Below are 12526 nucleotides of genomic sequence, written 5' to 3' on the forward strand. Positions count from 1 at the left end.
TGGCGGGCGGCTCAGCCCGGCGTCGTGCCCGATGCGCTCACCGCCGGCAGCGCTTCGCGCGGGGCCGCGTTCGGCGCGGCGGGCGCGGGCGCATTGGTGGCCGCATGCGAGCCAGCCCGCGCGTCGGGGGCCGCGAGCGGCGAGCCAGCCGCGTCGAAGCCGCCGCCGAGCGCCTTGATCAGGCCGATCTGCAAGTCGCGGCGGCGCATCACGAGGTTGGTCACGGCCTGCTCCGAGTCGAGCCGCAGGATGTCGGCGCTCAGCACCTGCAACTGCGGCGACAGGCCGGCCTTGTAGCGGATCACGGCAAGCTCGTAGGCACGCGTCGAGGCGTCGAGCGCGCGCTGCGCGTCGCCCATCTGCCGGTCGATCGCGCGAATCGAGGCGACCTGCGTGGCGACGTCGTTGAGCGCGCCGATCAGCGTCTGGTTGTAGTTCGCCACGCTCAGGTCGAAGTCGGCGTAGCGCCCCTTCAGTTGCGCGCGCAACGCACCGGCATCGAAGATCGGCAGGTTCACGGCCGGCCCGAACTGCGCCTGGCGGCTCGCGAACTTCAGAAACTGGCCCCAGCCGAACGCGTCGAAGCCGAAGCCGGCCGCGAGGTTCACGTCGGGGAAGAATTCGGCCTTGGCCTCCTTCACGTCGTGCATCGTGCCCTCGACCTGCCAGCGCGCGGCGACCAGGTCGGGCCGGCGCGAGACCAGATTCGCCGGGATGTTGTCGGGCAGCGCGATCGCCCCGCCCGGGGTCAGCACCGGCACGGCGATCTTCAAGCCGCGATCGGGGCCCTTGCCGAGCAGCGCCGCGAGCTGGTAACGCACCGTGGTGATCTGGCCGTCGAGGTCGGACAGCGTCGATTCGCTGGTGGCGACGTTGCCGCGCGCGGTCTGCCGCTCGACGTTGGTGTCGAGCCCGGCGCCGACGCGGCCCTCGGTGATCTTGCCGACCGTCTCGCGGTTGCGGATCTCGCGCTGCGCGATGTCACGCAGCGCATAGAGCTGGGCGAGCTGGTTGTAGGTGCGCGCCACCGAGGTCGCCAGCGTCACGCGCGCCTGCTCGAACTCGGCCTGCGCGGCCTTCTGCTGCGACACCGCCGAACGCAGCTTCTCGCGGTTCTTGCCCCACAGGTCGAGCTCCCACGACGCACTCGCCAGCACGTTGTTTTCGCTGTACCAGTTGCCGCCGTAGGGCGGCGGATAAAGGCCGTTGCCCGAATACAGCTCGCGGGTCCACGAGTAGCTGCCCTCGACCTTCGGCAGCAGCGTCGCGCGCGACGACTCGATGTACGAGGACGCCTTCGCGAGCCGCGCCTGGGCCTGCGCGATGGTCGGATTGCCGTCGAGCGCCTCGCCGATCAGCGTCGGCAGTTGCGGATCGCCGAACTGCGTGGCCCAGTCGAGCGTCGGCCACTGGCCGCCCTCGGCCGGCAGGCTCGCGCTGCTTTCCAACTGCTCGGCCGGCGTGGTGCGCTTGTCGCTGTGGATGCCGGCGTAGTTCGCGCAACCGGCCAGCGCGAGCGCTGCAGCGGCAGCCGCGGCCGTGGCGCGGATCGCGCGCAGCCGCATCGGGGTGAGCGGCGGCGTCATCGCGCGGCTCCGCGGCGCGCCATCGTGCCTGTGACGGTATTCATACGAAAACGACTCCCTGCATCAATGGACTAGACAACTATTAAATGGCAACCTGGCCGCCCGAATCCGGTACCGCCGGCGTTCAAACGCCGTTGTCCAGAATCCGCAACAACATCCGCTTCAGTGCCTGCCGCTCTTCCTCGACGAGGCCGTCAAGCGCTTCGTCGATCACCGAGTTGAGCAGTCTCGGCATCGCCTCGGCGATCACGGCGCCCGCCTCGGTCGTCACGAGCCGCACCACGCGCCGGTCCTCGCTGGCGCGAACCCGCTGCAGCAGGCCGTGCTTTTCGATCCGGTCGAGCACGCGCGTGATCGCGCCCGCATCGATGTTCCAGTAGCGCGCCAGATCGGCCGCCGTCGTGCAGCTGCCGCTGGCGAGCAGGAACAGCACCTTGCCCTGCATGCCCGTCACGCCGAACTCGTCCAGCGTGAGCTGCGTGATGCGATGCATCAGCCGCGCATGGGTCAGCGTCAGCAGATGCCCGAGGCTTGCACCGGACTCATCGGTCGGCACCGACAGCGCCAGCGGCGGCAAATTCAGCGATTTCATGCCCTCTCTCCCGTTCCCGTGCCGGCCGCCCGGCTCACGCCGCGGCGCCGTCCGACAGCAGATCGCGCGACACGCTTGCCAGCTCGCGATACAGCGCATCGGTGCGACGTGCCCCGAAACGCCGCTCGAACGCGGCCTGCGCGGTGCGCCAGCACCGCAATGCCTCGGCGAGCCGGCGCCGCCCGGCCAGCGTCAGCGCGATGCGCTGACGCTGGCCCTTGTCATGTGCCTGCTCGACCAGCGCGGCGCGCAGCAGCGGCTTGAGCGCACGCACCAGCGTCGTGCGGTCCGTCGAGGTGGCACGCGCGAGCTCGGCCATCGTCGCCCCGACTTCCGGCTCCAGCGAGCGCAGGATGCAGAACTGCGACGGCGTCAGGCCCGCCTGCGACAGGTAGCGTTCGTAGAAGCGCGACACCTGCCGCGCGGCCTGGCGAATCGCGAAACAGACGTCGGTATCGGAGGGCTCGCTGTGCATGCGCACAGACTAGAGATCAGGGGCCGGGTCGGCAATGCCGGCAGCCGCATTAAATTATCACTGCCGCGACAAGAATCGACATGTCAATCATCTGATGGCAACAATGCTGCGGTTTACCAATATTTATCGGATGAATGAGTAAAAACCGGCCGGCGGCCGGCGGCGGTTCAGCGCGCGCCCGGCGACGGCGCGTTCTCGAAGAACGTGATCGTGTGATCGATGAAGCTGCGCACCTTGGCCGGCATCAGCGTGCGCGAGCTGTAGGCGAGGCGGATCTCGGCGCCCATGTCGACGAGCGGGAAGCCGGGCAGCACCGACACCAGCCGGCCCGCTTCGAGATGCTCGCGCACGCCCGAACTCGGCAGCATGCCGATCCCGAAGCCGCGCAGCACCATGTCGAGGTTGAACGGCGCGTTGTTCGATTCGATCTCGTAGCGGAACGGCACCACGAGCAGTTCGTCATCCACGCGAAAGCGCATCTCCGGCTTGCGGATCGAGGTCGAAAACGCCACCACCAGGTGGTCGGCGATCTCTGCCGGATGGGTCGGCACCGAGTGGCGCGCGAGGTAGTCAGGCGAGGCGACGAGCTCGAACGGGATCAGTTCCACCAGCCGCGTGACGACCGTATCCGAGGTCAGCATGAACGGCAGCAGCAGGCCCACGTCGTAGCCTTCCGCCACCAGATCGACGGGGCGCTCGGCCAGCGTCACGTCGATGCTCACCTTCGGATATTTTTCCTTGTAGCTTGCGATCAGCGCCATCAGGCGGTGCATGGTGGCGGTCGCGTGCGAGATCACGCGCAGCACGCCGGTGGGCTCGCGCGCTTGCGTGGAGGCGCCTTCCTCGAGCGCGTCGAGATCGGCGATCACGCGCACGCAGCCTTCGTAGAACTGCTCGGCCGCCTCGGTCAGCGAAATCTGGCGCGTGGTGCGATGGAACAGCCGCACGCCGAGCCGCTTCTCGAGCGAGGCGATCGCGCGCGACACGACCGGCGTGGACAGGCCCAGCATGTCCGCGGCGCGTGTGAAGCCGCGCGCCTCGACGACCGAACAGAAGATACGCAGGCTATCGATGTATTCCATGACGATGATTCCGGGTAGCGTGCGCGACTCGACACGGACAGCGCGGGATGGCCGCGCGGCGATGACGCTGTCGCCGGCCGCGCCCGGCGGGTCGCCGCACGCGTCATCGCTTGCGGCGACAACGAACCGTCCGGAGCGGACGGCGCGACATTTTATCGTGTCCGGATCATGCCCGCCGGGCCTCGGAGTTTCGCCACCGCCGCCGGATACGGCCGGCGCGGCGCCGTCACGCCGGCCAACGGCCGATGTTGCTGCCGGCCGCGGTCAGGCGATGCTCGCGAAGTCGTTGGTGTTCCGCCGCAACGCCTGCAAATAGGTATGCTGGATCTGGGCCGCACTGCCGGTGAAATAGCTGCCGCGACGTCCCGCCGTTTTCAGTAGCGCTCGGCTTTTGAGTCCGGAGTTAATTTAGCTGCGTCCGCCATCAGCTGGCGGGCGTAGGTTGCAGGCGTTAGCCCGCCCAGCGATTTCCTCGGCCGCTCTTCGTCGTACTCTCGTCGCCGTGCTTCGATCGGCACCTCGGTATGAGACAGGCTCGTGAACCAGTGCTCGTCGAGGCATTCGTCGCGGAATCGACCGTTGAACGATTCGATATCAGCATTCTGATTCGGCTCGCCGGGCTCAATCAGAAACAGCTTCACACCTCGCCGGTGTGCCCAGGTCAACATCGCCCGACCACGGAACTCCTACCAATCAATACTTTATGTTTTTGTCGTAACCGTGAAAGTGAGAACATCAGTATAGGCACCCTTCTTCAGCCCTGGCCTCACATAAGTTCCGAAGGTGGGAGCCAAGCACGTTCTACCCGACGCATTCAGCTTTATTTCCGATTTGTTTTGATTCGGCAACGTGAACTCGGTTGTGCCGTCGTTCAGCATCACGCTGTAGGGAACTATCTGAGTCGGATCGGCCAGGGCTTTCAGCTGGTACTGATTTGCGACTGTTCCGTTCTCACTGTCGGCATCGACAACTACGTCGGCACCGTCGCCGCTCAATCCTGAATACGTAAAACAAAGCTGATCGGCTGCGGCCGTGAATCTCTTTTCCCCATGATCGACCGGTAGTTCACCGAGGTCCCAGTCGGGTGCTGACATGCGAATCGTCAATGGAGGTCTCGGTGGGTTAACCGGCGAAACGACCTGACAATCGCCCCCGTCAGAATCCGGGTAAATATAGGCCGCTCCTTTTATTTCACCTTGGAAATCATAAAAGCTTCCCCTGCTATCAAACTCTCGTTCAGCGGCCAAAACAGCAACAGATCGCCATTTTCCACGACTTGGAAAAATTATTAAAATGTTGGCCGCAACAGGATTTATATTTATCCAATCGTGATTATCTCCGATAAACGCCTGAGCAAGCAAGCCATCGTAAGAAATCCCATGAGTGTCCCGAGCGCTCGCCCATCCATTTAAACCCACCATCGCGTCGCTGCTAGAAAATGAGTAAGGGCTATTGTTTTTATCATAAGCCCAAACCACCACCCCTCTTGAACGAGTGTATACACGCGGCCCATCAAGTCCGCGCTTAAAATCCATCACAAGCGACACTCGAACTTGATAACCATCATCCTGCCAAGTGCAGTTTTTGTAATCGTAGACCAAAGAGCCCGGATTATCCGCCAGCGCCAATTTGTAAATTGCAACAAATACCAAACTAACGCACCATTTTTTTCGCCTGGATGCTGATACCAATTAGATCGCCTCGGTTTTCAATAAATCGACCGCCGGCGTTTCTGCCGCCGGCGTTTCTGCCGCCGGCGTTTCTGCCGCCGGCGTTTCTGCCGCCGGCGTTTCTGCCGCCGGCGTTTCTGCCGCCGGCGTTTCTGCCGCCGGCGTTTCTGCCGCCGGCGTTTCTGCCGCCGGCGTTTCTTTGCTTTCAATCAAAAGATTTTCGGTCCAATACCCCGCCCACGCCTTGACCGAGCGCATCTTTACCGCCTTCTATCGTGGAAGATCACGGTTGATGGTCGACCCGCGCTGAGCGAGATCCTGCAGATATTGCAGTCGCGAGACCAAAGTATCTTCCGCATCACAGGCCCGTTCGCAGAGAGCACGCTCTCGCGCGCGCCGCGTCGCGAGACCCTGCACACGAAGCCGGTGGATGGATCGACTTACTGGAGCGTGCGCACGATCGCCGCCGAAACGGCCATCTCGCCGACGAGCGTGCATCGCGACTTCAAGCTGCTGGGTCTACCGCCGCATCGCAGCGAAAGCTTCTTTGCGTTGATCGATCACCAACAAGGCGATCCGCAGAGGCTCGTCGGCTCGGTCAAACAACTGATCAAGCGTATCGATCTATTCGTCTCCCACTACAACGAAAACTGCAAGCCATTCGCCTGGACCGCGTCTGCCGACTCCATCCTCGAAAAGCTTCACAGACTTTGTTCGCGAATCAGCGAAACAGGACACTAGACGGAATTATGTGTAAACGAAAAAAGACCCGAACATCCAGGCTAAACCGTTGATTTAGCTTGAAAATTCGGGTCTATCCTTACCCCAGGAACTAACGTTCCTCCTAGAAAGGAATATCGTCATCCATCTCGTCGAACCCGCCACCGGCCGGCTGGCTCGGGCGGCTCGAACCGCCGCCGCCGCTACCACCGCGTGAAGCACCGCCACCACCGGCAGCACGGCCACCGCCGCCACCACGCTCCATGTCGCCGCCGCGGCCGCCACCACCACCACCACCATAGCCGCCGCCACCACCACCGCCATAACCTTCATCACCACCACCGCCGCCGCCCGCGCCGCCACGGCCGCCCAGCATCTGCATCTGGTCCGCGACGATTTCGGTCGAGTAACGGTCCTGGCCGTCCTGGCCCTGCCACTTGCGCGTGCGCAGGCGCCCTTCGATGTACACCGACGAGCCCTTCTTCAGGTACTCGTTGACGATCTCGGCCAGCCGGCCGAAGAACGCCACGCGGTGCCACTCGGTCATTTCCTTGAAATCGCCGCTCGCCTTGTCCTTGTAGCGATCGGTCGTCGCGAGGCGGATGTTCGCCACCGCGTCGCCGCTTGGCAGGTAGCGCACTTCGGGGTCGGCGCCCAGATTGCCGACGAGAATGACCTTGTTGACGGATGCCATGTATTTCTCCAAAAGATTCGTTGCCGGCCGTGGCGCATGCCCCGCGCCGGCCCGCGCAACGGCTGCGGCGCGACGCCCGTCAGGCCTTGCGCGGCGGCCGTTTCATGCTGGCGGCGATTATAAGCCAGACCGCCACGAGCGCCGAACAGGCGTAGAAAACCTCGTTCGCGCCGCCCGTCTTCAGCAGCCAGCCGCCCACCACGCCGCCCAGCGCGAGGCCGATCGACTGCGTGGTGTTGTAGACGCCGGTGGCCGCGCCCTTGCGCGAGCCCGGCGCGAGCTTCGACACCAGCGACGGCTGCGAGGCCTCGAGAATGTTGAAACCGAGGAAGTAGACGAACAGCACGGCCGCGACGATCACAATCGTATGCGGCGTCGAGCCGAGCAGCAATTGGCCGATCAGGATAGCGGCGATGCCGCCGAGCAGCACCGGCTTCATCTTCCCGCGCTTCTCCGCGACGATGATGGCCGGCACCATCGCGACGAACGCGAGCCCCATCACCGGCAGGTACACCTTCCAGTGCGACGCCACGGGCAGCCCGCCGTCCACCAGCAGGCGCGGCACCACGAGGAACAGCGCGGTCTGCGTGGCATGCAGCACCAGCACGCCGAAATTCAGGCGCAGCAGTTCGACGTTGCGCAACACCTCGGCGAACGGTGCCTTCACATGGGCCGATTTCGGCGCGTCGGGAACGATCCAGATCACCACGCCGATCGCGAGGATCGACAGCACGCCGACGATCCAGAACAGGCCGCTCATCCCCACCCAGTGGAACACGATCGGCGCGCCCACGATCGCCACCGCGAACGACACGCCGATCGAGCCGCCTACCATCGCCATCGCCTTGGTGCGATTCTGCTCGGAGGTCAGGTCGGCGATGAACGCGAGCACCGCCGACGATACCGCCCCCATTCCCTGCACGACACGCCCGACGATGATCCAGGTGATGTCGTGCGCGAACGCGGCGATGAACGCGCCGAGCGCGAACACCAGCAGCCCGAACGCGATCACGGGCTTGCGGCCGAAGCGGTCGGAGGCCCAGCCGTAGAAGATGTAGAACAGCGATTGGGTGACGCCGTAGGCGCCGAGCGCGATGCCGACGAGCAGCACGTTGTCGCCGCCGGGGATCGTTTTCGCATAGACGGAAAACACCGGCATGATCATGAACAGGCCCAGCATGCGCAGCGCGAAGATCGCCGCGAGCGACGCGGTCGCGCGTAACTCAGGCGCACTCATGCGGACGGGTGAAGCGGACGGATTGGACATCGGGGGAAGATTGTCGATTTGAGCGGGCAACCACCCGGTACCGGGCGGCGGGAATCCTGGCCGGCTCGAGTCCCGTCGCTGGCTCGTGTCGCGCACGTCAGCAAGTGCGCGGCGTGCGCCCCGAACCACGTCCGACGCGGGCGGAATCGGGTCCTGGCAGCCCGAAACGACGGTCTCGAAAAGCCGTTATAGTAGCAGGTTTGGTTTCCTCCTCTTTCGCCAGGTTCATGGAACAGATCCGTATCCGTGGGGCTCGCACCCACAACCTGAAGAACGTCAATCTCGACCTCCCGCGCCACAAGCTGATCGTAATCACGGGATTGTCGGGATCGGGCAAATCGTCGTTGGCGTTCGATACCCTTTACGCGGAAGGGCAGCGGCGCTACGTCGAAAGCCTGTCCGCCTACGCGCGGCAGTTCCTGCAGCTGATGGAGAAGCCCGACGTCGACCTGATCGAGGGGCTCTCCCCGGCGATTTCGATCGAACAGAAAGCGACCTCGCACAACCCGCGTTCGACCGTCGGCACCGTTACGGAAATCCACGACTACCTGCGACTTTTGTACGCACGCGTCGGCACGCCCTATTGCCCCGATCACGAGATCCCGCTGGAGGCGCAGAGCGTCTCGCAGATGGTGGACGCGGCGCTGGCGCTGCCGGAGGAAACCAAGCTGATGATCCTCGCGCCCGTGATCGCGAACCGCAAGGGCGAGCACGCGGAACTGTTCGAGGAGATGCAGGCGCAGGGTTTCGTGCGGTTCCGGATCCGCTCGGGCGGCGGCACGGCCAACGAGGGCGTGGCGAAGATCTACGAAGTCGAGACGCTGCCGAAACTGAAGAAGAACGACAAGCACACGATCGACGTGGTGGTGGACCGCCTCAAGGTGCGCCCGGACATGAAGCAGCGGCTCGCCGAATCGTTCGAGACGGCGCTGCGCCTGGCCGACGGCCGCGCGATCGCACTCGAGATGGACACCGACCACGAGCACCTGTTCAGCTCGAAGTTCGCCTGCCCGATCTGCTCGTATTCGCTGCAGGAACTCGAGCCGCGGCTGTTCTCGTTCAACAACCCGATGGGCGCCTGCCCCGAGTGCGACGGCCTCGGCCAGATCACGTTCTTCGATCCGAAGCGGGTGGTGGCGCACCCGTCGCTGTCGCTCGCGGCCGGCGCCGTGAAGGGCTGGGACAAGCGCAACCAGTTCTACTTCCAGATGCTGCAGAGCCTCGCGGCGTTCTATGAGTTCGACCTCGACCTGGCCTTCGAGGACCTGCCGGAGAAGGTCCGCAAGATCCTGCTGTACGGCTCGGGCAAGCAGACCATCCCGTTCTCGTACATCAACGAGCGCGGCCGCACCTCGATCCGCGAGCACGTGTTCGAAGGGATCATCCCGAACCTGGAGCGGCGCTACCGCGAGACCGACTCGGCCGCGGTGCGCGAGGAACTCGCGAAGTACCAGAACAACCAGCCCTGCCCGTCCTGCCACGGCACCCGGCTGCGCCGCGAGGCGCGCTTCGTGCGCGTGGGCAGCGGCGAGCAGGCGCGCGCGATCTACGAAGTCAGCGGCTGGCCGCTGCGCGACACGCTCGCCCACTTCGGCGCGCTGACGCTCGACGGCGCCAAGCGCGAGATCGCCGACAAGGTGATCCAGGAGATCGTCGCGCGGCTGACCTTCCTCAACAACGTCGGGCTCGACTACCTCTCGCTCGAACGCAGCGCGGAAACGCTCTCGGGCGGCGAGGCGCAGCGCATCCGGCTCGCCTCGCAGATCGGCTCGGGCCTGACCGGCGTGATGTACGTGCTCGACGAACCATCCATCGGCCTGCACCAGCGCGACAACGACCGGCTGATCGGCACGCTCAAGCACCTGCGCGACCTCGGCAACTCGGTGATCGTGGTCGAGCACGACGAGGACATGATCCGCACCGCCGACTACGTGGTGGACATGGGTCCGGGCGCCGGCGAGCACGGCGGGGTGGTGATCGCCGAGGGCACGCCGAAGCAGGTGCAGGCCAACGCGGCATCGCTGACGGGCCAGTACCTGCTCGGCAAGAAGACCATCGACTACCCGGACGAACGCATCGCGCCGGACCCGGAGCGCATGCTGCGCATCGACGACGCGCACGGCAACAACCTGAAGCACGTCTCGCTCGAACTGCCGGTCGGCCTCTTGACCTGCATCACCGGCGTGTCGGGCTCGGGCAAGTCGACGCTGATCAACGACACGCTCTATCACGCGGTGGCGCGCCACCTGTACGGCGCGGCGGCCGAGCCGGCGCCCTACGAGTCGATCGAGGGGCTCGAGCACTTCGACAAGGTGATCAACGTCGACCAGTCGCCGATCGGCCGTACGCCGCGCTCGAACCCGGCCACCTACACGGGCGTGTTCACGCCGATCCGCGAGATGTTCGCGGGCGTGCCGAGCGCGAAGGAGCGCGGCTACGATCCGGGCCGCTTCTCGTTCAACGTCAAGGGCGGGCGCTGCGAATCGTGCCAGGGCGACGGCGTGCTGAAGGTGGAGATGCACTTCCTGCCCGACGTCTACGTGCCGTGCGACGTCTGCCACGGCAAGCGCTACAACCGCGAGACGCTCGAGGTGCAGTACAAGGGCAAGAACATCAGCGAAGTGCTCGACATGACGGTCGAGCATGCGCACGAGTTCTTCGCCGCGGTGCCGGTGATCTCGCGCAAGCTCAAGACGCTGCTCGACGTCGGTCTCGGCTACATCCGCCTCGGCCAGTCGGCCACCACGCTCTCGGGCGGCGAGGCGCAGCGCGTCAAGCTCTCGCTCGAACTGTCCAAGCGCGACACCGGCCGCACGCTCTACATCCTCGACGAGCCGACCACCGGCCTGCACTTCCACGACATCGCGCTGCTGCTGGAGGTGATCCACCGGCTGCGCGACCAGGGCAACACGGTGGTGATCATCGAGCACAACCTCGACGTGATCAAGACCGCCGACTGGGTGATCGACCTCGGGCCGGAAGGCGGCGCGGGCGGCGGCCAGATCATCGCGCAGGGCACGCCCGAAACGGTGGCGAAGACCAAGGCCAGCTTCACCGGCAAGTACCTCGCGCCGCTGCTCAAGCGCGCGAAGAAGTAAGCGCCGCGCCGAGCGCCCTGCCGCCCGGCAACCTGCCCGGCCGGCTGCCTCACGTACCGCACCGCCCGCCGCCACGCCTGCTCCGGCATCGCGCGGCGCGGGCCGCCCGCGGCCGCCACTCAGTATCCGTACCGGCTTTTTCCGCCTTCAATCGTTGTTATACTCGCGCGATGCGGAAGGCGCGCGCCTGTCCACGTGCGTGCGAACCAGTCCGACGGAACCAGGAACAGTCATGGAGAAGCAAACCGAGTCGACGCGAGACACCCCGCCTCGCGAGCCTCATCTGCGCAGTGTCAGGCTGACGAGCGATTTCAGCCTGCCGCGGCTGTCGGCGATCGAAATCGGCAGCTATCTCCTCGCGATCCTCGGCCTGTTCCTGATCCTCCACCTGAAACTGCTGTCCGGCCTGCTGGCCGGGCTGCTCGTCTACCAGCTCGTCCACACCATCTCGCCGGCGATCGAGCGCCACATGTCGAGCGGGCGCGCGCGCTGGCTGTCGGTGGTGCTGCTGTCGGTGGTGATCGTGGGCGGCCTGGCCGGGCTCACGGCCGCGGTCATCGATCACGTCGAGCACACGGTGCCGAACCTGCAGGGGCTGATGGGCCAGATGATGCAGCTGGTCGACCAGGCGCGCGGGCGCGTGCCGGGCTGGGTCGCCAACGTGCTGCCGGTAGACGCCACGCAGATGAAGGTGAAGGCCACCGGCCTGATGTCGAAGCACATGGACCAGCTCCAGGCCGGCGGCAAGAGCGCCGCGCGGATCTTCGGCCACGTGCTGTTCGGCATGATCATCGGCGCGATGATCGCGATCGGCGTCGATCGCAGCAAGACGCGCCGCCCGCTGTCCACGGCGCTGCTCGCGCGCGTCTCGCTGTTCGCCGAGGCGTTCCGGCGGATCGTGTTCGCGCAGATCAAGATCTCGGCGATCAACGCGACGTTCACGGCGATCTACCTGCTTGCCGTGCTGCCGATCGTCCACGTGAAGATGCCGCTCGGCAAGACGCTGGTGCTCGTCACGTTCATCGTCGGGCTGATGCCGGTGATCGGCAACCTGATCTCGAACACGCTGATCGTGGCCATCTCGCTGTCGGTGGGCGTGGGCACCGCGCTCGCCTCGCTCACGTTCCTGATCCTGATCCACAAGCTCGAGTACTTCCTGAACGCGCGCATCATCGGCGGCCAGATCGAGTCGCGCGCCTGGGAGCTGCTGCTCGCGATGCTCGTCATGGAAGCCGCGTTCGGCGTGCCGGGCGTGATCGCCGCGCCGATCTTCTACGCCTACCTGAAGCGCGAGCTCGCGACGCTGCGCCTCATTTGATCGGGCGGGCACGGCTCGTGCGGC

The 12526-nt window shown here is 65.3% G+C and carries 10 protein-coding genes and 2 pseudogenes; 3 read left to right on the forward strand and 9 right to left on the reverse strand.

Annotated features, from left to right (window positions below; all coding sequences use genetic code 11):
- Positions 1-11: 11 nt before the first annotated feature.
- The 7 genes and pseudogenes from bpln_RS16010 to bpln_RS36730 form a co-directional block, all read right to left on the reverse strand.
- A complete protein-coding gene (locus bpln_RS16010; RefSeq protein WP_042626019.1) occupies positions 12-1586 on the reverse strand; it encodes an efflux transporter outer membrane subunit in 1575 nt (524 codons plus the stop codon).
- Positions 1587-1710: 124 nt separating this feature from the next.
- Positions 1711-2178, reverse strand: coding sequence for a MarR family winged helix-turn-helix transcriptional regulator (locus tag bpln_RS16015; RefSeq protein ID WP_042626020.1), 468 nt, complete (start codon positions 2176-2178; stop codon positions 1711-1713).
- A 34-nt stretch (positions 2179-2212) separates the two neighbouring features.
- Positions 2213-2653, reverse strand: a complete 441-nt coding sequence (locus bpln_RS16020; RefSeq protein ID WP_055139264.1) for a MarR family winged helix-turn-helix transcriptional regulator — start codon at positions 2651-2653, stop codon at positions 2213-2215.
- A 167-nt stretch (positions 2654-2820) separates the two neighbouring features.
- Positions 2821-3735, reverse strand: a complete 915-nt coding sequence (locus bpln_RS16025; RefSeq protein ID WP_055139265.1) for a LysR family transcriptional regulator — start codon at positions 3733-3735, stop codon at positions 2821-2823.
- A gap of 374 nt (positions 3736-4109) precedes the next feature.
- A pseudogene (locus bpln_RS34070) lies at positions 4110-4421 on the reverse strand (integrase core domain-containing protein); the annotation flags it as partial.
- A gap of 15 nt (positions 4422-4436) precedes the next feature.
- The gene (locus bpln_RS35645; protein WP_148654034.1) at positions 4437-5426 is read right to left on the reverse strand and encodes a hypothetical protein; all 990 of its coding nucleotides are present in this window, start codon (positions 5424-5426) and stop codon (positions 4437-4439) included.
- Positions 5427-5663 (reverse strand): hypothetical protein, encoded by a 237-nt coding sequence (locus bpln_RS36730; protein WP_158512040.1) that lies wholly within the window; start codon positions 5661-5663, stop codon positions 5427-5429.
- Positions 5664-5807: 144 nt separating this feature from the next.
- On the opposite strand from bpln_RS36730, the pseudogene bpln_RS16030 reads away from it, so the two are divergent.
- Positions 5808-6146: pseudogene (locus bpln_RS16030) on the forward strand (hypothetical protein); the annotation flags it as partial.
- Positions 6147-6249: 103 nt separating this feature from the next.
- On the opposite strand, the gene bpln_RS16035 reads toward bpln_RS16030, so the two are convergent.
- Both bpln_RS16035 and bpln_RS16040 read right to left on the reverse strand, forming a co-directional pair.
- Positions 6250-6819: a single-stranded DNA-binding protein gene (locus bpln_RS16035; protein WP_055139267.1), complete on the reverse strand. Its 570-nt coding sequence runs from the start codon at positions 6817-6819 to the stop codon at positions 6250-6252.
- 79 nt (positions 6820-6898) lie between these two features.
- A complete protein-coding gene (locus tag bpln_RS16040; protein WP_042626025.1) occupies positions 6899-8086 on the reverse strand; it encodes an MFS transporter in 1188 nt (395 codons plus the stop codon).
- 227 nt (positions 8087-8313) lie between these two features.
- Here bpln_RS16040 and uvrA point away from each other — a divergent pair, with 227 nt between their 5' ends.
- Together uvrA and bpln_RS16050 are read left to right on the forward strand one after the other, a co-directional pair.
- The gene (gene uvrA / locus bpln_RS16045) at positions 8314-11184 is read left to right on the forward strand and encodes an excinuclease ABC subunit UvrA (RefSeq protein WP_055139268.1); all 2871 of its coding nucleotides are present in this window, start codon (positions 8314-8316) and stop codon (positions 11182-11184) included.
- Between the two features lie 232 nt (positions 11185-11416).
- A complete protein-coding gene (locus bpln_RS16050) occupies positions 11417-12502 on the forward strand; it encodes an AI-2E family transporter (RefSeq protein ID WP_042626027.1) in 1086 nt (361 codons plus the stop codon).
- The last annotated feature ends 24 nt before the right edge of the window (positions 12503-12526 follow it).

This window comes from Burkholderia plantarii (assembly GCF_001411805.1).
GTDB lineage: Bacteria > Pseudomonadota > Gammaproteobacteria > Burkholderiales > Burkholderiaceae > Burkholderia > Burkholderia plantarii.